The sequence below is a fragment of the Pseudomonas sp. LjRoot277 genome (assembly GCF_964253845.1).
Classification (GTDB): domain Bacteria; phylum Pseudomonadota; class Gammaproteobacteria; order Pseudomonadales; family Pseudomonadaceae; genus Aquipseudomonas.
Genome location: NZ_CAXURI020000001.1, coordinates 5,556,320 through 5,578,176 on the forward strand (window position 1 = coordinate 5,556,320; position 21,857 = coordinate 5,578,176).

General features: G+C 59.4%; 16 protein-coding genes. 13 read left to right on the forward strand and 3 right to left on the reverse strand.

Annotated features, from left to right (window positions below):
• The first annotated feature begins 63 nt into the window (after positions 1–63).
• From glpK to glpD, 3 genes are all read left to right on the forward strand, one after another.
• Positions 64–1,569, forward strand: a complete 1,506-nt coding sequence (gene glpK / locus ACSQ87_RS26000) for a glycerol kinase GlpK (protein ID WP_033057460.1) — start codon at positions 64–66, stop codon at positions 1,567–1,569.
• A gap of 95 nt (positions 1,570–1,664) precedes the next feature.
• On the forward strand, positions 1,665–2,420 hold the full coding sequence (locus ACSQ87_RS26005; protein ID WP_007916700.1) for a DeoR/GlpR family transcriptional regulator: 756 nt from the start codon (positions 1,665–1,667) through the stop codon (positions 2,418–2,420).
• Positions 2,421–2,665: 245 nt separating this feature from the next.
• Positions 2,666–4,204 (forward strand): glycerol-3-phosphate dehydrogenase, encoded by a 1,539-nt coding sequence (gene glpD / locus ACSQ87_RS26010; protein WP_436274675.1) that lies wholly within the window; start codon positions 2,666–2,668, stop codon positions 4,202–4,204.
• Positions 4,205–4,295: 91 nt separating this feature from the next.
• Here glpD and ACSQ87_RS26015 read toward each other — a convergent pair whose 3' ends face one another.
• The gene (locus ACSQ87_RS26015; RefSeq protein WP_436274676.1) at positions 4,296–5,174 is read right to left on the reverse strand and encodes a LysR family transcriptional regulator; all 879 of its coding nucleotides are present in this window, start codon (positions 5,172–5,174) and stop codon (positions 4,296–4,298) included.
• Positions 5,175–5,268: 94 nt separating this feature from the next.
• Here ACSQ87_RS26015 and ACSQ87_RS26020 point away from each other — a divergent pair, with 94 nt between their 5' ends.
• The 9 genes from ACSQ87_RS26020 to ACSQ87_RS26060 all read left to right on the forward strand — a co-directional run bounded on the left by ACSQ87_RS26020 (position 5,269) and on the right by ACSQ87_RS26060 (position 14,380).
• Positions 5,269–6,273, forward strand: a complete 1,005-nt coding sequence (locus ACSQ87_RS26020; protein WP_436274677.1) for a zinc-dependent alcohol dehydrogenase family protein — start codon at positions 5,269–5,271, stop codon at positions 6,271–6,273.
• Between the two features lie 32 nt (positions 6,274–6,305).
• Complete coding sequence (locus tag ACSQ87_RS26025; protein ID WP_436274678.1) at positions 6,306–7,136, forward strand: SDR family NAD(P)-dependent oxidoreductase; 831 nt, start codon at positions 6,306–6,308, stop codon at positions 7,134–7,136.
• A 261-nt stretch (positions 7,137–7,397) separates the two neighbouring features.
• A complete protein-coding gene (locus tag ACSQ87_RS26030) occupies positions 7,398–8,312 on the forward strand; it encodes a glutamate/aspartate ABC transporter substrate-binding protein (protein WP_436274679.1) in 915 nt (304 codons plus the stop codon).
• Between the two features lie 192 nt (positions 8,313–8,504).
• The gene (locus ACSQ87_RS26035; protein ID WP_008156468.1) at positions 8,505–9,251 is read left to right on the forward strand and encodes an amino acid ABC transporter permease; all 747 of its coding nucleotides are present in this window, start codon (positions 8,505–8,507) and stop codon (positions 9,249–9,251) included.
• Positions 9,251–9,922, forward strand: a complete 672-nt coding sequence (locus ACSQ87_RS26040; RefSeq protein WP_129445065.1) for an amino acid ABC transporter permease — start codon at positions 9,251–9,253, stop codon at positions 9,920–9,922. The genes ACSQ87_RS26035 and ACSQ87_RS26040 overlap by 1 nt, the downstream gene beginning before the upstream one ends.
• Entirely contained in the window at positions 9,919–10,653 is a 735-nt protein-coding gene (locus ACSQ87_RS26045) for an amino acid ABC transporter ATP-binding protein (RefSeq protein WP_150658619.1), read from the forward strand. The genes ACSQ87_RS26040 and ACSQ87_RS26045 overlap by 4 nt, the downstream gene beginning before the upstream one ends.
• Positions 10,654–10,815: 162 nt before the next feature.
• Entirely contained in the window at positions 10,816–12,717 is a 1,902-nt protein-coding gene (locus tag ACSQ87_RS26050) for a sensor histidine kinase (RefSeq protein ID WP_223430233.1), read from the forward strand.
• Positions 12,714–14,042 (forward strand): sigma-54-dependent transcriptional regulator, encoded by a 1,329-nt coding sequence (locus tag ACSQ87_RS26055; RefSeq protein WP_436274680.1) that lies wholly within the window; start codon positions 12,714–12,716, stop codon positions 14,040–14,042. Before ACSQ87_RS26050 ends, ACSQ87_RS26055 begins: the two co-directional genes overlap by 4 nt.
• Positions 14,043–14,050: 8 nt before the next feature.
• On the forward strand, positions 14,051–14,380 hold the full coding sequence (locus ACSQ87_RS26060; RefSeq protein WP_436275118.1) for a GlpM family protein: 330 nt from the start codon (positions 14,051–14,053) through the stop codon (positions 14,378–14,380).
• Between the two features lie 211 nt (positions 14,381–14,591).
• Here the strand turns inward: ACSQ87_RS26060 and ACSQ87_RS26065 are convergent, their stop codons facing one another.
• Positions 14,592–15,260: a DsbA family oxidoreductase gene (locus ACSQ87_RS26065; protein WP_436274681.1), complete on the reverse strand. Its 669-nt coding sequence runs from the start codon at positions 15,258–15,260 to the stop codon at positions 14,592–14,594.
• Between the two features lie 110 nt (positions 15,261–15,370).
• Positions 15,371–16,405, reverse strand: coding sequence for an alpha/beta fold hydrolase (locus ACSQ87_RS26070; protein ID WP_436274682.1), 1,035 nt, complete (start codon positions 16,403–16,405; stop codon positions 15,371–15,373).
• Positions 16,406–16,611: 206 nt separating this feature from the next.
• On the opposite strand from ACSQ87_RS26070, the gene ACSQ87_RS26075 reads away from it, so the two are divergent.
• A complete protein-coding gene (locus ACSQ87_RS26075) occupies positions 16,612–21,840 on the forward strand; it encodes a hypothetical protein (protein ID WP_436274683.1) in 5,229 nt (1,742 codons plus the stop codon).
• The last annotated feature ends 17 nt before the right edge of the window (positions 21,841–21,857 follow it).

Consider the following 21,857-nt stretch of genomic DNA (forward strand, 5'->3'; position numbering starts at 1 on the left):
GTGATCCTGCCCATCAGATCACGCGCCGGACCTCACTCCCTTTTTTCGTCCAAGGCAATCGACATGACCGACACTCAGAATAAGAACTACATCATTGCCCTCGATCAGGGTACGACCAGCTCCCGCGCGATCATTTTCGACCGCGACGCGAACGTGGTCTGCACCGCCCAGCGCGAATTCGCACAGCATTACCCGCAAGCCGGTTGGGTTGAACATGACCCGATGGAAATCTTCGCCACTCAAAGCGCCGTGATGGTCGAGGCCCTGGCTCAAGCCGGCCTGCATCACGACCAGGTCGCCGCCATCGGCATCACCAACCAGCGCGAAACCACCGTGGTCTGGGACAAGACCACCGGCCGCCCGATCTACAACGCGATCGTCTGGCAGTGCCGCCGCAGCACCGAGATCTGCCAGCAACTCAAGCGCGACGGTCACGAGCAATACATCAGCGACACCACCGGCCTGGTCACCGACCCGTACTTCTCCGGCACCAAGCTCAAGTGGATCCTCGACAACGTCGAAGGCAGCCGTGAGCGCGCGCGCAAAGGCGAACTGTTGTTCGGCACCATCGACAGCTGGCTGATCTGGAAATTTACCGGCGGCAAGGTGCACGTCACCGACTACACCAACGCCTCGCGCACCATGCTCTTCAACATCCACACGCTGGAGTGGGACGCGAAGATGCTGGAGGTGCTGGATATTCCGCGCGAGATGCTGCCGGAAGTTAAATCTTCGTCCGAAATCTATGGCCACACCAAAAGCGGCATCGCCATCGGCGGTATCGCCGGTGACCAGCAAGCGGCCCTGTTCGGCCAGATGTGCGTCGAGCCAGGCCAGGCGAAAAACACCTACGGCACCGGCTGCTTCCTGCTGATGAACACCGGCGACAAAGCCGTGAAGTCCAAGCACGGCATGTTGACCACCATCGCGTGCGGCCCGCGCGGCGAAGTGGCTTACGCGCTGGAAGGTGCGGTGTTCAACGGTGGTTCGACTGTTCAGTGGCTGCGTGACGAACTGAAGATCATCAACGACGCCCACGACACCGAATACTTCGCCAACAAGGTCAAGGACAGCAACGGCGTGTACCTGGTGCCGGCCTTTACCGGCCTGGGCGCTCCTTACTGGGACCCGTATGCCCGCGGCGCATTGTTCGGTCTGACTCGCGGCGTACGCGTGGATCACATCATTCGTGCAGCCCTGGAGTCGATTGCCTACCAGACCCGCGACGTTCTGGACGCCATGCAACAGGATTCCGGCGAACGCTTGAAATCCCTGCGTGTCGACGGCGGTGCGGTGGCGAACAACTTCCTGATGCAGTTCCAGGCCGACATCCTCGGCACTCAGGTCGAGCGTCCGCAAATGCGCGAAACCACCGCACTGGGCGCGGCTTACCTGGCCGGTCTGGCGTGTGGCTTCTGGGGCAGCCTGGACGAGTTGCGCGGCAAGGCTGTGATCGAGCGCGAATTCGAACCGACCCTGGACGAAACCGCGAAGGAAAAACTCTACGCCGGCTGGAAAAAAGCCGTCAGCCGCACCCGCGACTGGGAACCGCATGAGGGCGCTGAATAAGCCGAGCTGAGTACTCGTATCGGTATGTAACTGGTAGGGAGCAGATTCCTGCGGCATCATGGGCAAATTTTGCACGGCAGCCCAAAGGAAGCCCCATGAATCTGCCTCCCCGTCAGCAACAAATCCTCGAACTGGTCCGCGAACGCGGCTATGTCAGCATCGAGGAAATGGCTACGCTGTTCGTCGTTACACCGCAAACCATCCGCCGCGATATCAATCAGCTCGCGGAAGCTAATTTGTTGCGTCGCTACCACGGCGGCGCAGCCTACGATTCCAGTGTCGAAAACACCGCCTACGCCATGCGTGCCGATCAAATGCGCGATGAAAAGCAACGTATCGGTGAAGCCATTGCGGCTCAAATCCCCGATCACGCCTCGCTGTTCATCAATATCGGTACCACCACCGAATCCATCGCCCGGGCGTTGCTGAACCACAATCACCTGAAGATCATCACCAACAACCTGCATGTGGCTTCGATGCTCAGCGCAAAGGACGACTTCGACGTTCTGCTGACCGGTGGCAATGTACGGCGTGACGGTGGCGTGGTCGGTCAGGCCAGTGTCGACTTCATTAACCAGTTCAAGGTTGATTTCGCCCTGGTCGGCATCAGCGGCATCGATGAAGACGGCAGTCTGCTGGACTTCGACTATCAGGAAGTTCGGGTGTCCCAGGCGATCATCGCCAATGCCCGACAGGTCATCCTCGCGGCTGACTCCAGCAAATTCGGGCGCAACGCCATGATTCGTCTGGGGCCGATCAGCTTGATTGATTGCTTGGTGACCGATCAGCAGCCTGTGCCGGCGTTGGCGCAGTTGTTGAGTCAGCACAAGATTCGGTTGGAAGTCGTTTAAGGCTTTCAGCCTATAAAGATCGCAGCCTTCGGCAGCTCCTACGGGTTCACTCACCCCTGCAGGAGATGCCGAAGGCTGCGATTTTTTGCTTTTAATGTTCGAAAATTTTCCTTTAACGGCCCTTCGATCAGTATTTTCAATCGAAGTTAACTGGCTGCGGGCGACTTTATGGGCTACCATTTTCGCAAATGAACATTAATGTTCGAATTCCAATACCGAAAATCATAAAAGCCCGAGGCTAGCCGATGCCCACTTCTACCTTGCCTATGCCCCCTCTCGCTGAGATCTACGATATCGCCGTCATCGGTGGCGGGATCAATGGCGTGGGGATCGCAGCGGATGCCGCCGGTCGCGGTCTTTCGGTGTTTCTTTGCGAAAAGGACGACCTGGCCAGCCACACCTCGTCAGCCAGCAGCAAGCTGATCCACGGTGGCCTGCGCTACCTTGAACATTACGAATTCCGTCTGGTGCGCGAAGCCCTGGCCGAACGCGAAGTGCTGCTGGCCAAGGCCCCGCACATCGTCAAGCAGATGCGCTTCGTGCTGCCACACCGCCCACACCTGCGTCCGGCCTGGATGATCCGCGCCGGCCTGTTCCTTTATGACAACCTCGGCAAGCGGGAAAAACTCGAAGGCTCTAAAAGCCTGAAGTTCGGCCCGGACAGCCCGCTGAAAAGCGAAATTACCAAAGGCTTCGAGTACTCCGATTGCTGGGTCGACGATGCTCGTCTGGTGGTGCTGAACGCCATGGCCGCCCGCGAAAAAGGCGCCCATGTTCACACCCAGACTCGCTGCGTCAGCGCCCGTCGCAACAAGGGAATGTGGCACCTGCATCTGGAACGCGCCGATGGCAGTCTGTTTTCGATCCGCGCCAAGGCACTGGTAAACGCGGCCGGCCCTTGGGTCGCCAAGTTCATTCGTGACGACCTGAAGATGGAGTCGCCGTACGGCATCCGCCTGATTCAGGGCAGCCACCTGATCGTGCCGAAGCTGTACGAAGGCGAACACGCGCACATTCTGCAAAACGAAGATCAGCGCATCGTTTTCACCATTCCGTACCTGAACCACTTCACCCTGATCGGCACCACCGACCGCGAGTACACCGGCGATCCGGCTGCAGTTGCGATCACAGAAGGCGAAACCGACTACCTGTTGAAAGTGGTCAACTCCCATTTCAAGAAACGCATCAGCCGCGACGACATCCTGCACAGCTATTCCGGTGTTCGCCCCCTGTGCAACGACGAATCCGACAACCCGTCGGCCGTTACCCGCGACTACACCCTGGCGTTGTCGGGCACCGGCGAAGAAGCGCCTCTGTTGTCGGTGTTCGGCGGCAAGCTGACCACCTACCGCAAACTGGCCGAATCGGCGCTGGCGCAACTGGCTCCGTACTTCAAGAACATCAAGCCAAGCTGGACCGTCAGCGCTACCCTGCCGGGCGGCGAAGACATGACCACCCCGCAAGCCTTGTGCGCCTTGATCCGTGACAAATTCGACTGGGTGCCGACCGAAATCGCCCGCCGCTGGGCCACCACCTACGGCAGCCGCACCTGGCGCATGCTGGAAGGCGTGCAGAATCTCAGTGATATGGGCGAACACATCGGCGGCGGTCTCTACACCCGCGAAGTCGATTACCTGTGCAGCGAAGAGTGGGCGACCACCGCGCATGACATTCTGTGGCGCCGTAGCAAGCTGGGGTTGTTCACCACCCCGACGGAACAGGAAAAGCTCAAGGATTACCTGAACAAGGTCGAACAGAACCGCAGCAAGATCGAAGCGGCCTGATCGGCAATTCGGTTAAACGAAAGCCCCTGAATCGTAAGATTCAGGGGCTTTTCTGTTTAAGGGAAGATCAAAGAAACTGACGCCGCGAAGGTCAGGCAAACCGCTCCAGCATGAAATTGACGAAGCTGCTCAGCGTGGAGGAGCGGTATCGGTCCGGTAGATAAACCAGATGCATGGGGCGGCTGGTCAACTCATAGTCGGCGAACAGTTGCACCAGTCGTCCTTCCCGAATATCGGCTTCGAGCAGTACGGCAGGCTGCATGACAATCCCGAGCCCATGCAGCGCGGCAATCCGCAGGGCCTGACCGTTATTGATCTGCAAATGCCCGTCGACTGCCACCCGGACCGTCCGCTCGCGACTTTTCAGACGCCAATCGGTCAACGCCGACTGGCTAAAGGACAGGCATTCATGCTGCCCAAGCTCTTCCGGCTCCCGTGGCGTCCCGCGACGCAGCAAGTAGTCGGGCGATGCACAAATGATCATCCGGTAAGGCGCCAGAGGGCGCGCGATCAGGCCCGAATCGGGCAATGTGCCGATGCGTATCGCCGCCTCAAAGCCCTCCTCCACTAGATCGACAACGCGATCAGCCAAGGTGAGCTGAACCCGCACCTCGGGATAAAGCGCCATGTATTCAGACAATGCCGGCACCAGCGCCTGGGTCCCGAACGAGACGGGAGCACTGATGCGCAATTTCCCGGCCGGTACCAGCAACTGATCCTGAGCAAGGACATCGCTTTCGGCGATCAACCTCAGGATCTGCTGACATTTGGGGAAGTACTCCTCGCCGAATCCGGTCAGGTGCACGCTACGGGTGGTCCGGTTGATCAACCGCGCGCCCAAGCGTTTTTCCAGGGCCCTCAAGTGATTGCCCACCATGGTTGCGGAGATGTTGCAGACTTTCGCCGCCGCAACCAGGCTGCCCTTTTCGACGATGGCGACGAAGGCCTGCATGCTTTCCAGCGTATCCATTGCACAGTCCTGGTTGTTACCGCATAAATTTTTGGCCAGTTTATCTCTATTTATTTCTGAATAGACTCAAAACCTTCGACACAGGAGGTCAACCATGAAAGCCATCGAACTGTTTGCACCCACGCTTGAGTCTTTTCGCGCCACCGTTCTGCCCGATCCGGACCCAGGCCCGGGTGAGGTGTTGGTGAGGTTACGCGCAGCCACCTTGAACTACGTCGATGTAGCGATCGCCACGGGGCAGTTTCAAGGCCCTGCGTTTCCAATGATCCCGGTCGCTGATGGTGCCGGCGAAGTTGTCCAGTCAGGACCCGACACTCCGGGCTTTGCGCCGGGCGAGCGGGTAATTCCGCACTTTATGCCGCGCTGGCAAGCGGGTCCGATCAGCGCCGCCAACGTAGCCGGCATGCGCGGGGTGAACCTCCCAGGCTCGCTGGCCGAGTATGTCGTGGTCCCCGCCAGCAGCCTGGTGCGCTTACCGGAACACTTGAGTTTTGCCCAGGGCGCGGCCCTGCCGATTGCCGCCACCACGGCATGGAACGCACAGCGCGCCGCGCAGATTCGCCCCGGTTCTACCGTGGTGATATTGGGAACCGGCGGTGTGAGTATTTTTGCCTTGCAGTTTGCCAAGGCCGCGGGAGCCACGGTGATCCTGACGTCTTCCGATGACGGGAAGCTGGAACGGACACGCCAGCTGGGCGCGGACTACCTGATCAACTACCGGGCTTTCCCCGAGTGGGACCAACAGGTGTTGGAGCTCACCGATGGCCGCGGCGCAGACCTGGTTGTCGATACGGTCGGAGAGGCAACCATCGGCCGTGCGCTGAATGCCGCTGCTTATGGGGGAACGGTTTTCACTGTCGGCTTTTTAAGCGGCACGAAGCCCGCACTGGACTTGCTGCCGATCATTATCAAAGCGCTGAAAGTGGTCGGTAACAACACCGGCTCTGTCGCTGATCTTGGCGAAGCCGTTCGAGCGATCGAGGCTAATCGCCTCCTGCCAGTGATCGACAGCATCCACTCCATTGACGAGGTCAGCCAGGCCTATGCGCACCTCGCCAGCGGTGGCCGGCATTTCGGCAAGATTGCCATTACGCACTGAAACCATTTTAGATGTTCGCCGAGAGAGCCAATATGACCACCACCCACGCATCCAATATCACTAAACAGCGTTTTATCGACCGCACCGTCCTGATCACCGGCGGCGGAACCGGCATGGGCAAGGCCGCAGCCCTGCGCCTTGGGCTTGAGGGGGCCAATGTGGTGATCGCCGGGCGCCGCAGCGCCGAACTGGAGGCCGTTGCCCGACAGATCAGCGAAAGCGGAGGCAGGGCATTGGCAGTGGTCACCGATGTGTCCGACCCGGAACAAGTCGAAGCACTGATCGACACGACACTGCAGACATTCGGTGGCCTGCACATGGCCTGGAACAACGCCGGTGTACTGGGGCCGTTCAAGCCGCTCCAGGACCTGGATTTCGAAGACTTCGACGCGTTGATCGCCACCAACTTTCGCGGCGTGTTCGCCTGCCTGAAATATGAAATCGCAGCAATGCTCAAACACAAGATTGCCGGATCGATCGTCAATACGTCGTCCTGGACCGCACATGGCTCGATGCCAGGGCTGGCTGCCTACGCCGCCAGCAAAGCCGCGCTGGACGCCATGATGCGCACGGTCGCGCAGGAAGTGGGGCCGCAACAGATCCGGGTCAATAATGTGTGCCCGGGATTGATTGCGACGCCGATGGCGAGTGATGTCCTGGCCAATGATCGGTTGGCACTACCCTTCGTCAAGCACACGCCCCTGCAACGAGTCGGCCAACCCGAAGACGTGGCCGATGTCGTCACCTGGCTATTGAGCGAGGATGCGCGATTTGTGACTGGGCAAAGTCTGTTAGTCGACGGTGGATTCACCCTCGGAGGGCTGCGTCCCTGGTTCAATCAGTTTGTCATCGAGCACGGCTGACAAGGCGGCATTCGGTTTTCCGAACGTGACCTGTCGGTCGATTCGGTTAACCGGATTCTTCAACATCAAAAACCTCACCACAAATATTTAATCTCCTTATAAATCAACATGTTGACCTGTTTGGCCTGGCCTGGCACGAGTCATGCTCTACACTCTTGGACGAATGCCTGTTGCACCAACACTTCAGGAGCCGTCAGGCATTCAAAGCACAAAAAGGCCGATGAACTGGCTCCATATAAAAACAATGTCGAGGAAAATTTGATGCGCATCGTTCCCCATCTCCTGGGCGCAGCCATTGCTGCCGCTCTGATCAGCACTCCAGTTTTCGCCGCCGAGCTCACCGGCACCCTGAAGAAGATCAAAGAGTCCGGCGTTATCACCCTCGGACATCGTGACGCTTCCATTCCGTTTTCCTACATCGCTGATGCTTCCGGCAAACCGATGGGCTACTCCCACGATATCCAGCTGAAAATCGTCGAAGCCATCAAGAAAGACCTCGACCTGCCGAACCTTCAGGTCAAATACAACCTGGTCACCTCGCAAACCCGTATCCCGCTGGTGCAGAACGGCACCGTGGACGTCGAGTGCGGCTCCACCACCAACAACGTCGAGCGTCAGCAGCAAGTTGACTTCTCCGTCGGCATCTTCGAAATCGGTACCCGCCTGCTGTCCAAGAAAGGTTCCGCGTACAAGGACTTCGACGACCTTAAAGGCAAGAACGTCGTGACCACCGCCGGCACCACGTCCGAGCGCATCCTCAAGTCGATGAACGCCGACAAACAAATGGGCATGAACGTCATCTCCGCCAAAGACCACGGCGAATCCTTCCAGATGCTGGAATCGGGCCGTGCCGTCGCGTTCATGATGGACGACGCGCTGCTGGCCGGTGAAGCGGCCAAAGCCAAGAAGGCGGATGACTGGGCCGTGACCGGCACTCCACAGTCCTTCGAAATCTACGGCTGCATGGTCCGCAAGGGCGACGAGTCGTTCAAGAAAGTCGTGGATGACGCCATCGTTGCAACCTACAAGTCCGGCGAGATCAACAAGATCTACGAAAAATGGTTCATGGCGCCTATCCCGCCAAAAGGCCTGAACCTGAACTTCCCGATGAGCAACGAGCTCAAGGCCCTGATCGCCAATCCGACCGATAAAGCGGCTGACGAAAAGAAATCCTGATTTCTGACTAACCTTATCTCCTGAGAGGGCCACTGCCCTTTCGGGGGATAGTCACTCCCTGCTGGCATTTCTGGAAACACTCGAACCGGTGGCTGTCGAGCCGCTCGTGTGTGCCTGATCTTCAAGGTCGGGCGGGAACGGAGCTTCCCCAGGCGGGCATTTGCACATCGAACGATCTGAGGGGAGACCCTAATGAATTACAACTGGGACTGGGGCGTGTTCTTCAAGTCCACCGGCGTGGGCAGCGAGACGTATCTCGACTGGTACGTCGCCGGTTTGGGCTGGACCATCGCCATCGCCGTCGTGGCCTGGATCATTGCCCTGCTGCTGGGCTCGATTCTGGGTGTCATGCGCACCGTACCGAACCGCATCGTATCGGGCATCGCGACCTGTTACGTCGAACTCTTCCGTAACGTGCCGCTGCTGGTTCAGCTGTTCATCTGGTACTTCCTGGTGCCCGATCTGCTGCCTCCGGACCTGCAAGAGTGGTACAAGCAGGACCTGAACCCGACCACTTCGGCGTACCTGAGCGTTGTCGTCTGCCTTGGCCTGTTCACCGCTGCTCGCGTTTGCGAACAAGTGCGCACCGGGATCCAGGCGCTGCCTCGCGGCCAGGAATCCGCCGCTCGCGCCATGGGCTTCAAGCTGCCGCAGATCTACTGGAACGTGCTGCTGCCCCAGGCTTATCGGATCATCATTCCGCCGCTCACCTCGGAATTCCTGAACGTGTTCAAGAACTCTTCGGTCGCGTCGCTGATCGGCCTGATGGAGTTGCTCGCGCAGACCAAACAGACCGCCGAGTTCTCCGCCAACCTGTTCGAAGCCTTCACCCTGGCAACACTGATCTACTTCACATTGAACATGGGCCTGATGCTGCTGATGCGCATGGTCGAGAAGAAAGTGGCCGTACCGGGCCTGATCTCCGTAGGGGGTAAATGATGGAATTCGACTTCTCGGGCATCATCCCGTCCCTGCCGGGTTTGTGGAACGGCATGGTCATGACCCTGCAACTGATGGCTCTTGGCGTGTCCGGCGGGATCATCCTCGGCACGATCCTGGCGCTGATGCGCCTGTCCCACAGCAAACTGCTGTCGAACATTGCCGGCGCCTACGTTAACTACTTCCGCTCGATTCCGCTGCTGCTGGTCATCACCTGGTTCTACCTGGCGGTGCCGTTCGTACTGCGCTGGATCACCGGCGAAGACACCCCGATCGGCGCGTTCGCCTCGTGCATCGTGGCGTTCATGATGTTCGAAGCGGCGTACTTCTGCGAAATCGTCCGGGCCGGTGTGCAGTCGATTTCCAAGGGCCAGATGGGTGCAGCCCAGGCCCTGGGCATGACGTATGGCCAGATGATGCGGTTGATCATCCTGCCGCAAGCGTTCCGCAAGATGACCCCGCTGCTGCTGCAACAGAGCATTATCCTGTTTCAGGACACCTCGCTGGTCTACGCGGTCGGTCTGGTGGACTTCCTCAATGCCTCGCGTGCCAGTGGCGACATCATCGGTCGCTCCAACGAGTTCCTGATCTTTGCAGGTCTCACGTACTTCACAATCAGCTTTGCCGCCTCGCTGCTGGTCAAGCGTCTGCAAAAAAGGTTTGCCGTATGATCTCTATCAAGAATGTCAACAAGTGGTATGGCGACTTCCAGGTACTGACTGACTGCAGCACCGAGGTCAAAAAAGGCGAAGTGATTGTGGTGTGCGGGCCGTCCGGTTCCGGCAAATCCACCCTGATCAAATGCGTCAACGCCCTGGAACCGTTCCAGAAAGGCGACATCGTGGTCGACGGCACGTCCATTGCGGACCCGAAGACCAACCTGCCGAAGCTGCGTTCACGCGTGGGCATGGTGTTCCAGCATTTCGAGCTGTTCCCGCACCTGACCATCACCGAAAACCTGACCATCGCGCAGATCAAGGTGTTGGGCCGCAGCAAGGAAGAAGCCGCCAAGAAAGGCCTGCAACTGCTGGAGCGCGTCGGGCTGTCTGCCCATGCGCACAAGCACCCGGGCCAGCTCTCCGGTGGTCAGCAACAGCGTGTGGCGATTGCCCGTGCGCTGGCGATGGACCCGATCGTCATGCTGTTCGACGAACCGACTTCGGCGCTGGACCCTGAAATGGTCAACGAAGTACTCGACGTGATGGTGCAACTGGCCCACGAGGGCATGACCATGATGTGCGTGACCCACGAAATGGGCTTCGCCCGTAAAGTGGCGGACCGGGTGATCTTCATGGACCAGGGCAAGATCATCGAAGACTGCAAGAAAGAGGAGTTCTTCGGCGACATCAATGCCCGCGCCGAGCGTACGCAGCATTTCCTCGCCAAGATTCTGCAGCACTAAGAAAAGCACCGCTCCCCAAATGTGGGAGCGGGCTTGCTCGCGAAGCAGCCATAACATTCAGCATTGATGTTGACTGACACACTGCTTTCGCGAGCAAGCCCGCTCCCACTGGGCCGGTGGTGGTCTGGAGATTTGTGTTGTGGTTGACCCAAGGCATCTGTGATGAAATGCGACCCCAATCTCTATCGCGCCGCGCCGCCATCACTCGCCGTGAAACCCCGTCTGATTCGCCATCTGTTCCTGCCGCCGCTGGTCATCGCCCTGATGATCGGATTGGGTTACCTCGGCTTCTGGGTCAGTGAACATTACGGGATTCGCAGCCTCAGCGAGAACGGTCAGCGTCAGCTGGAACTGCACGCCCGTGCCGTCGAGAGCGAGATCAGCAAGTACACCTACCTGCCCAGCCTGCTGGAACTCGAATCCAGTGTTTCGAAGCTGTTGGCCGACCCGTCGCCGGAACACCGGCAGACGGTCAATGAATACCTCGAAGGCCTGAACCGGCGCAGCCGCAGTCGGGCTATCTATGTAATGGACACCACCGGCCGTGTCATGGCCACCAGTAACTGGCGCGATGTCGACAGTTACCTGGGCGAAGACCTGTCCTTCCGCGCCTATTTCCAGAATGCCGTGCGCGGTCAGCCGGGGCGCTTCTATGGCATCGGCAGCACCAGCGGCGAACCCGGTTACTACCTGGCTCATGGCCTGGAAGAACACGGCAAGATCATCGGCGTCGCGGTGGTCAAGGTCCGCCTCGAAGCCATGGAAGAACGCTGGCAGCGCGCGCGGCTGGAAGCTTTCGTCAGCGATGAAAACGGCATCATCATTCTTTCCAGCGATCCGGCACGGCGCCTGAAATCGGTTGTTCCGTTGAGCGACGAAACGAAAGAAAAGCTGGCCCGCAGCCTTCAGTACTACTGGTTCCCGCTGAACGAACTGCAACCGCTGGCCCGTGAACAACTGGCGGAAGGCGAGGAAAAACTGACCTTCCCCGCCAACAGCGAAGTGGAATCAGATGAAGAGGACATCAGCTACCTGTCGCAAACCCGGCCATTGAGCGATACCCCGTGGAATTTCACCCTGCTCACCCCCCTGCAGGATTTGCGCCGCGAAGCGATCAGCCAGGGGATTCTGGTGGCGGTGGCGTTTGCCCTCGTGGCGTTCCTGCTGATCGCCTGGAACGAGCGGCGCAAGGTAATCGCCACCCGTCTCGCCGCCCGGGAAGCCTTGCAGGAAGCCAACAATCAACTGGAGCGTCGGATTACCGAACGCACCACTGATCTGCGCGCCAGCAACGAACGGCTCAAGGGCCAGATCCGCGAACGGCGTCTGGCCGAAGAGACGCTACGCCGCGCCCAGGATGAACTGGTCCAGGCCGGTAAACTCGCGGCCATCGGCCAGATGTCCACCAGCATCGCCCACGAATTGAACCAGCCACTGGCGGCGCTGCGAACCTTGTCCGGCAACACCGTGCGGTTTCTGGAACGCGGTCAACTGGACGTTGCCAGTACCAACCTCAAGACCATCAACGAACTGATCGACCGCATGGGCCGGATCACCGCCAGCCTGCGTTCGTTCGCTCGCCGTGGCGACGACAAAGGTCAGGCCAGCCTCGGCAAAGCGGTGGATGCAGCCTTGCAGCTGCTCGGTGGTCGCGTGGAAAGCGCTCATCTGCAGCAGCACCGAGGCTTCGCCGATGTGCAGGTGCAGATCGACCAGACCCGTCTGGAGCAAATTCTGGTCAACCTGATCGGCAACGCCCTCGACGCCATGCAGGCACAGCCGCTGCCAGAACTGTGGCTCGAAGGCGAAGAGTTCGATGGCAAATATCGCCTTCGTGTACGCGACAACGGCCATGGCATCGACGCCGAAGCACGCAAACATCTATTCGAACCGTTCTTCACCACCAAACCCGGCGAACAGGGCCTGGGCCTCGGCCTGACCCTTTCCGCCAGTCTGGCCGCCGCCACCGGCGGGCACCTGGGTGTCGAGCACCCGGCCAGCGGTGGTACCACCTTCGTCCTCAGTTTACCGTTGGTAAGCCCCACTCACGCCGAGCCAATATGAACAACGACCTTAGTGTGCTGATCGTCGAAGACGACCCCCATGTGCTGCTCGGCTGCCAACAGGCGCTAACCCTGGAAGACATTCCCTGCGTGGGCGTCGGCAGCGCCGAAGAAGCGCTGGAGCGAGTCGGCGACAACTTCGCCGGCATCGTCATCAGCGACATCCGCTTGCCGGGCATCGACGGTCTGGAATTGCTGACCCGACTCAAGGCCCGCGACCGTAGCCTCCCGGTGGTGCTGATCACCGGTCACGGCGACATCTCCATGGCCGTCGGCGCGATGCAGAAAGGCGCCTATGACTTCATGGAGAAACCTTTCTCCCCCGAACGTCTGGTCGATGTGGCGCGCCGTGCGCTGGAGCAACGCAGCCTCGCGCGGGAAGTCTCTTCGTTGCGTCGGCAACTGGCGGAACGGGATTCCCTTGAAGGCCGGATCATCGGCCGCTCGCCAGCCATGCAGAACCTGCGGGAATTGATCGCCAACGTTGCCGATACGTCGGCCAACGTGCTGATCGAAGGCGAAACCGGCACCGGTAAAGAGTTGGTTGCGCGTTGCCTGCACGACTTCAGTCGGCGGCACACCAAGCAGTTCGTCGCGCTGAACTGCGGTGGCCTGCCGGAGAACCTGTTCGAAAGCGAAATCTTCGGCCATGAAGCCAACGCCTTCACTGGCGCCGGCAAGCGGCGGATCGGCAAGATCGAACACGCTGACGGCGGCACGCTGTTCCTCGACGAAGTGGAAAGCATGCCGCTGCCGCTGCAAATCAAACTGCTGCGGGTCTTGCAGGAACGCACCCTCGAACGCCTTGGCTCGAACCAGAGCGTGGCCGTGGATTGCCGGGTGATCGCGGCGACCAAGTCCGATCTGGATGAGTCGAGCAAGACTGGCGAGTTTCGCAGCGACCTGTATTACCGCTTGAACGTGGTGACCCTCGAATTGCCACCGCTGCGCGAACGTCGCGAAGACATCCTGCAACTGTTCGAACACTTTCTGCAGCAGTCGTCCCTGCGCTTCGACCGTGCCGTGCCGGACCTGGACAACCAGACCCTGTCGAACCTGATGAGCCACGACTGGCCGGGCAACGTGCGCGAACTGCGCAACGTCGCCGAGCGTTTTGCCCTCGGCCTGCCGGCCTTCAAAAAATCCGGCGCCAGCGGCAGCAATCAGGGCCTGGCCTTCGCCGAAGCGGTAGAAGCGTTTGAACGCAACCTGCTGAGCGACGCGTTGCAACGCAGTGGCGGCAACCTGACCCAAGCCAGTCTGGAACTCGGGATGGCCAAGACCACGCTGTTCGACAAAGTGAAGAAGTACGGGCTGAGCCACTGATGGACCTGATCCTCAAAGCAACCCTGGGCGCGGCCGTGGTGGTGATTCTCGCCGCACTGGCCAAGACCAAAAACTATTACATCGCCGGATTGGTGCCGCTGTTTCCGACCTTTGCGCTGATTGCTCATTACATCGTCGGCAAGGGTCGTTCGCTGGAGGATTTGAAGACCACCATCGTGTTCGGGATGTGGTCGATCATTCCTTACTTCATCTACCTGGCGACGTTGTATGTGATGGTGGACCGGATGCGGCTGGAGGCTTCTCTCGCTGTGGCGGCGGTGGCTTGGTTGATGGCGGCTACGGTGTTGGTTTCGGTTTGGGTTCGTCTTCACAGCTGACTGATGTGATCAGTTTTAGAACCACCCCTCACCCCAGCCCTCTCCCCACGGGGGAGAGGGGGAAAGGGAGCAGATTTTCATGTGCTTCTAAGCCTGAGTTCGACTCGATATTGCAGGTCGATGTCACTCGACCGAACAACTAGGTCGGCTCCCTCTCCCCTCTGGGGAGAGGGCTGGGGTGAGGGGTGGATTTTGACTGCCCTACAAAACCTCAGCCATTAACCGTACCGCCCTTCGCTTCACTCATGATCTGCCGAATCGCCCCGACAAGCGTTTCCACCGGCTGCCCGCCAGTGACGGCGTACTGCCCGTTGAATACCACGGTCGGCACCGAACTGACGCCTCGCGACAGCCACAACTGCTCTTCCTCACGAACTTCTTTGGCGAACTCGTCCGACGCCAGAATCGCCTCGGCTCGCGACCGATCCAGCCCCACGCTTTCGGCGATCTGCGCCAACTGCCCATGGTCGGACGGATTGCCGCACTCGGTGAAATACGCCTTGAACAGCGCCTCTTTCAGATTGAACTGCAACCCTTCCAGTCCTGCCCAGAACAGCAAGCGGTGGGCGTCGAAGGTGTTGTAGATGCGACTGTTGCCGTCCGTGCGAAACGCAAACCCGACCTCGGCGCCGCGCGCGCGGATCATCTCGCGATTTTTCTGGGATTGCTCAGGCGTCGAGCCGTATTTTTCGGTGATGTGTTCGGTGATGTTCTGTCCTTCCGGGCCCATCTTCGGGTTCAGTTCGAACGGCTGGAAACGGATCTCGGCCTGCACCTCGTCGCCCAGCAAATCCAGGGCCCGGGTCAGGCCGTAGAGGCCGACGACGCACCAGGGGCAGGACACGTCGCTGACGAAATCGATTTTCAGGGGGGCACTCATCACACACCTCGCAGACTGGAACGCGCCGGAAAGCTCGAACGATACACCCGTAGGAGCTGCCGCAGGCTGCGATCTTTTGACCTTGATTTTGATCCTTTCTGATTTGGGGGTTACAGGAGATTAGGGGTTGCCACCGGATCAATCTGCGCCCAATGCGAGGTGTCTTCGCGATGGGCCTGTAAATACGGCAACACCGCCGCCAGCAACGGCGCCTTGAACGCCTCCTGGAAACGATGGGCCAATCCCGGAATCAGCTTCAACTGGCTGCCGCGGATATGCGCCGCCAGGTGTACACCGTGCATCACCGGCAACAGCGGATCAGCGGTGCCATGGACCACCAGCGTCGGAACGCGTAGTTGATTGAGCAGCGCCACACGACTGCGCTCGGCGAGGATTGCCATGATCTGGCGCTTCACGCCCTCCGGGTTGAACGCACGGTCATAGGATTGCGCCGCCTGATGCAGCAATGCCTGCCGATCATCGCTCACCGTCGGGCTGCCCAGCGCCGCCAGCAGGTCGGCCTGTTGTTCCAGCGCCACTTCGCGATTGGGCGCCCCACGGCGCGACAACAATTGCACCAACGCCGCACTCGGCGCCGGCAAGCCTTCGGCCCCGGAACTGGTCATGATCAGGGTCAGGCTCTCGACCCGTTGCGGCGCCATCGCTGCCATGTGCTGGGCAATCATCCCGCCCATGCTCGCGCCCAGCACGTGGAATTGCTCGACGTGCAACGCATCCATCAAGCCAAACGCATCGTCTGCCATATCGGTCAGGGTGTACGGCGCCGACACCGGCAAACCGAGTTTGTAGCGCAGCACTTCAAAGGTCAGGTTGGCATCGACGGGCGCTTGCCGCCAGGTCGAGAGCCCGACATCGCGATTGTCATAGCGAATCACCCGAAAGCCTTGCTGACACAGCGCGACCACCACCTCGTCCGGCCAGTGAATCAACTGCCCGCCAAGGCCCATCACCAGCAGCAACGCAGGGTCCGACGCACGGCCGATGCTCTGGTACGCCAGGCTCACCTGTGCCAGATCGACCCGTTCGGTCGGAACATTGATATCGCAACGAGACGCCGCCAAGGACGGCAGGCCGAACAACAGCGCGGCCAGGAAAACCGCTGTGGAAAAAAATCGTGCACGCATGAAAAACACCGAAACGCAGAACTCCAGTAGAGCGCGAGTCTGATGAAGTTTGTTCAAGCGCGCTGCCACAGTTACGTGACAGTTTCGTGAATATCGCCCAATGGTCGATGCGATAACTATGTAGTGCCATGGACGGTGGCGAGTTTCTTTTAATGGCGCTCTTCAAGAGCGGATACGCCGCTCCCCTGCACAAGAGCCACGTTGCCATGAAAGAAAGAACGTTCAGCGCCCTGCCCGTCTCCCCGCCGACCGTGATACCGGCCCATCCGCCCCTGATGAACAACCCCGATGAAAGCCTGTTGCTGAGCGCCTCGGCGCGCTGGCGCGACAGCAGCCAGGGTTTGCAAGCGTTGTTCGCCGCCGCCCCGTTGCGAATCCAGCGAACCGAACCAACGCTCAACCAACGCTGGAATGCCTATTGGGACGCCCGAGCACCCGGTACGCCGGTGTCACGGCGCGAGCAGGCGGGTCAGTTGTACCGCAACCATTTCGAGGCAACCGCTCAAGTGGCGTTTGCTCGCAGAACCCTGAGCGCCGAACAGTTGAAGCCGCTGCTGTTGATCATCGACCCTCCCGTCGAAGGGTTGAGCCTGGACAATCAACCCATCCATACCGAGCAGTTGACCCTGATCCTGAGTGACAGCGGCACACTGAAACTCCCCGCCGCCTGGGTCATCAGCGTGGGGAATCGGGCGCCCGTCGCGCAGTTTCTGTATCTACCCTGCCGGCCTGTTCCCATCCAGATCTTCAATCAGCGCAGCGACATGGAGGACTGGCTGTCTCGACAAGCTCTCATCCCGCCGGGCCTGCCCGACGATCACTTGCGCTTCGAATACACAGCGAACTCCCAGCCGCTAACGGCAGGCATTACTGAACTGCTTTTACACCCGCAGCACGCAAACGCCGTCGTTTTCGCCTCACCACCAGACCTTGGGGAACCGCCGTCAGACAACGGCATTGATGATGAAGAGCAACCGTTATTCGACAATCTGTTTGCCGATATTCCCTGGCCCCAGCGGCAAGCCTCGCTGAACAAGCAACGCGATGCGCTCGAAACGCTATTGGGAGAGGTGCTCGAAAGCGACCGCCAACAGAAATTCAAAGAGGCACTGAAGGCGCTCGAGACGGCAGAGCAAGCCGCCGACACAGCTGCCTCCGCACTGCTTTACAGGTCGCGCACTTTCGACTTTGTGACCCTCAACCGCGAGTTCAGCGCGCTTTATCAGGCGCACAAGGATGGCCTTAGTGCCGAGGCCCAGCTTCAACTGGCCCTTAAACAGGTCAACAGCGATGAATCAAGCCTGCTCAAAGCGGTGTTGGACACGCCGCTCGCTGCCGATCGCGATGCCACCATCACCGCGGCCAGCCTGACACTGACGCTGACCGAACCGAATGTCGGCGTCTTGACCCAGGAGCTCAACGGACCCTTCGTCATCACCCGAGCGCCGCTCGACGCCGCATCGCCACACAGCCTTTTGCTGTACTGGCCCGGTACCGGCGGCGGCTTGCAACGGTTCGCCAACCGCACAGAGCTGGAGCGGCACATGTTCAAGATTCAGGACCAGGATAAGGTTCTGGCCTTGCAGCTGAAAAACATCCGTACCGACCCGCTGCAATACAGCCTCAATAAACAAACCACCCATTTCGAAGAAAAGGCAGCGCAAGTACGCCAGCAATATCCCGATGCCGCCCAGGTTCTACAGCGTGCAGGGGAACTGGAAAAGCTACGCAAACAAACGTTGGCCACCTTACAAGTCCCGGTGCCGGCCGCTAGAAGTCTTGCCTTTTCGCACCTGTTGGAACAAAGCCGCAGCGCTGCCCTCTTCTCCCTGCTGCCCGAGTGGCTGGCCACCTTATCGGCGTTCGACCGCGTTGAACTCAAGACTTTGGTTGAGGCTTACATCCTGGCGATGCGCCGTAGCCACGAACAGCTGGAGATCGCCCTGGCGCGCCGTGACGAATTCACCCGTCAACATTTGCATGCCCGCCTGCGAAAAGACTTCTCGCTCCTTGGGCATTTTCACGTACACCTTGATCTGCCCGACTCGGTCACTCTGCAAAAACATCTGGTGGATGGCGCAGCCCCGGGAACCCCGCAGAAACTCGTGACGGTACCCAGCAAGACACGCAGCACCATGCCACTCGAAGAACTGGCCCAGCTCAACATCGACAACACGCCGTCGATGAGTCTGGAGCCCCTGTTGCTGCGACTGGGTTTCATGCGGGTCAAGGTTACCGCCGATGATGAAACAGAACGCCAGACCCTAACGACCGGTATCACCCTGCCTTACCTGCGCAAGGTACTACCCGAACTCGATCTGCCCCAGGCCTACGAAAATCTGATCCGCCGTGCATTCATGGGCTCGATCGACAACACCGCCTTCGTCAATGATCATCAACGAGAAAGCCTGATCGAGCCTTGGCGCTTGATGCTCAAGTTACAGGGCAAGTGCGCGTATCTGCAGAAACATATCGGCCAGGATGAGTTGCAGGTATTGAACATCGCCATTGATGCCAACACTCAGACGGCCTGGAACGTTGATGGCAAACGCATTGCGCTCTTGCCGGCGTACTTGAGCGCTGGCGGCAGGGACACACCGAATCAAGGGCCTGTCACCCTGTCTGGAGTGAGCTTCATTGAAGAACAGGTCAGCGGGATGACCCTGCTGTATCTGCCCGACAGCCCTGACGGCCAGTTTCTGCGGCGATACGACAGCCTGGAGAAAGCTCGCCAGGCCCTGTTCAATCTATGCCTGCGCAGCGCAATGGTCAGTTACCTGGCGGGACGCGCCTTGCAGGGTAGCGTGCCGGCGCATATCAGCCGGATCAATCAGGCCGTGCTTAAACATTTCGACGCCATGATCGGCGTCGGGGTGTCTTGGCCGAAAACAACATCACTGGCGGCCCATCTGCTCAATGCCCATATGGGGCGCCTGATCGAAGCGCATCGCGGAACCTCCCGTTCCAACGATGCCTTGTATCTGGAGCGCTACGCGCTCAGTGGTCCGAGGGCGTTCAATTACATGAAGATGGCGTTGGGCGTGGTGCCCTTTGTCGGCTCGGCCATCGCCCTCTACGATGCCTGGACCAGTGCCAACCGAGCCGTTGCGGCCCTGTTGCGCGGTGAGGTCGGTGATGGCCTGGCGGAAATTGAGTCGGTGTTGCTGTCATTGATCGATGCGGCCATGGACATACTTCCGGGCGCCTCCGTCGGCTCCGGGTCTGTCAAAGGCGTTCGCTCGCTAACGCGTATTCGTCAGCTCGGAGCATTGGGCAAAAGCGCGGGTGCATTGCAAGGGAGCTCAAGGCGTCAAGCGCGGCATAGTTTCAATCGCTTTGCAGGCTACGATTACGGAAAGCCGATCTCCCTGGCCGGCCTGCAACCGGCGACTCACGGGGTCTACCGCAATATCTACCGTCACGCAGACGGCGACTTTATCGTTCGCCAGGGACGCATCTTCCAGGTTGAACGCAGCACGGACTCGCGAAACTGGCGACTGACCGGCACGCATCTCAAAACCTACAAACAACCCATCGGCCTTGATGAAGCAGGGCGTTGGGATACTTACTTCGGTGTCTACGGGGTGACCTTCGAGGGCGGCGGGCTCGGCGGCGGCGGCGCGCTCGGCCATCTGGCAAACACGCTTGATCCGCTCTGGCCGGCCGCCATTCGCGAGCGACTGCCGCGATGGTGGGTCGATCAGGCTTTCCGCCGACAGCACGCACTGACCGAAGCAGCCGACGACTTTGCCCCGCAACTCGATGCCCGGGTTGCGCGTACCAACGCCGCCATTGAACAGTACAATGCCAGCGCCGTAGAACACCGCCCGGCACTGATGCCGGCTACCGAAGCTGCGTGTATCGGCGACATTGAACTGGCCAGCAGACACTACCAGACACTGGTTGACCTGTTGCCCCTGACCCACGGCAACAAACGGCGTGTACTGCGAGACGCGCAAAGCCATGACGCGGTGTTGATTGCCGATCGGTACAAGCGTCGGCTGTACTTTTCCAATCACCGAGCCGATCCGTTGATCGACAGGATCGACGCCTTTACCGACCGCCTGGACGAACTTCCCGACACAGCGATTGGCGAGCGCTTTCGTCTGCAGCGAGAAACCCGATTGGTGCGTGTGGACTTTCTGCGCGAACTGGAGCAAATCGATGCTGCGATGCGCGACCTCAACGTGTGGTACGAGCGCATAACCATTAGCACCCACAAGGCGCAACTGACCTCCGAAGTCATGATGTTGAACGGGCGGCTCAGCGAGGCCAATCTGCTCTACTTGAGAACCGGCCACCTGCTGGAAATCGTCAAACGCTTTGACACAACCCGAGATATCTCCTGGTTCTATCTGCAAGGACGGGCAGAGAATCTGCGGGCCAAAGTCGATCGCGCCTTGTTCACTCAATACAGCCTGCCGGAAGTCACCGCCACCAGAGCCCAGCGCAACCAGATATTGCAGGAGAGCCTCGATCTTTACAGCGAGTTTCGCCGCAACATGAGCGCCTGGACCACCAGCTACCCACAGCACTTCCATCTGGACGCCGTGGCGCCACTGTTGGAGGGTATCGAGAAAATGGCCGAACGGGCACGCAAGGCCATCGGTCAGCCGGCTCCCGCGCCCCCTGCCGGACAACGCAGCAAAAAAGTGTTCACCACCGAAGACGATCAATTGCTGATTGGGGTGGAGCGCTGGGAACCGACGACCCAAAAGCACCAATACTCCCTGACAGGCCAGGGCGGATTCGAGGAGGTTTGGGAACAAGGTTCAAATGGCAAGTTTCACCTGCTGAACCCGCCGGAACAGACAATTCGCCCTGTGCAAAGGGACCTTGGATCTTTGGTCGGGGATGCTCAGAGCCGACTGCAATCACAGCCGTCTTACAAGGCCAAGGTTCAATCCTACGCGGCTCAAGACATGCTCCCGGTCGATCTGGAACACATGATGGTCAGCGAGGCCAGCGAGCTGACCCGCCGAGCGCTCAACATCGAAGAGGTTGCTCCGCAGAACGCCATCATCCAGCAACTGCGCGACAAGGCCACCGAACTCACCACCACCGGACGTGAAATGCGCACACGGCAGTCGTTGAGTACTAAAAAACCTACCGATGGAATGCTTGATGACCTGGTCCGCCACAACGCAGTGGAGATACGCAAAACGAGCCCAATGAAAAACCTGGGCAAACGTCCTGACGGTCGAATCGATTACCTGCAGGAATACGAAGTATGGGATCTGACTGCAACGCCTCCCAAGGTGCTGTGGTATGCCCATTTCCACTATGTCACGGCAGCATCCGCCTTCGATGTGTTCGAGAAGGCCCATCTGAAACTGCCGGAACACCGATTTCTGACCCACGCCGATAACGCCGCGCTTCCCTATGCCGATATCGGCAAGAAGTCAGCGGCACTCAAACATTTCGAGCAGGTTTAGAACGAAAAACGGGAGCG